This is a genomic window from Pseudoalteromonas sp. P80D2, from assembly GCF_036680945.1.
Lineage (GTDB): Bacteria > Pseudomonadota > Gammaproteobacteria > Enterobacterales > Alteromonadaceae > Pseudoalteromonas > Pseudoalteromonas shioyasakiensis.
The window spans coordinates 24835-25417 of the sequence record NZ_JAZDAR010000020.1 but is presented as its reverse complement, the minus strand read 5'-3'; positions in this window follow the sequence as shown (position 1 = coordinate 25417).

The following is a 583-nucleotide window of genomic DNA, read 5'->3' as shown; positions in this document are numbered from 1 at the left end:
GTACAGAGACTCCCTCAGCAACAACCCCCGTAGGAGGCACTTCAGTGCCGAATCTAGACCTTAACAAACACACTCATGGCTAAAGCCATTCCTACGTGATACGTATCTCAGATGTCAGTTGAACTGTGTGGTGTTTAGTACAGAGTCACCCTCAGCAACAACCCCCGTAGGAGGCACTTCAGTGCCTAATTCAGACCTTAACAAACACATTCACGGCTAAAGCCATTCCTACGTGATAAGAATCTCAGACGTCAGATATTAGATGTCAGTTGATCTACCGGGTTGTTAGGTAACTGAGTCTCCCTCAGCAACAAACCCCTGTAGGAGGCACTTCAGTGCCGAATCTAGACCATAACAAACAAATTCATGGCTAAAGCCATTCCTACGTGATAAGAATCTCAAACGTCAGATAATAGATGTTAGTTGATCTACCGGGTTGTTATGTAACTGAGTTACCCTCAGTAACAAAACCCCGTAGGAGGCACTTCTGTGCCGAATTCAGACCTTTACAAAAACATTCACGGCTAAGCCATTCCTACAAGTACACTTTGCCTAGAGCCTAGAGCCTAGAGCCTAGAGCCTA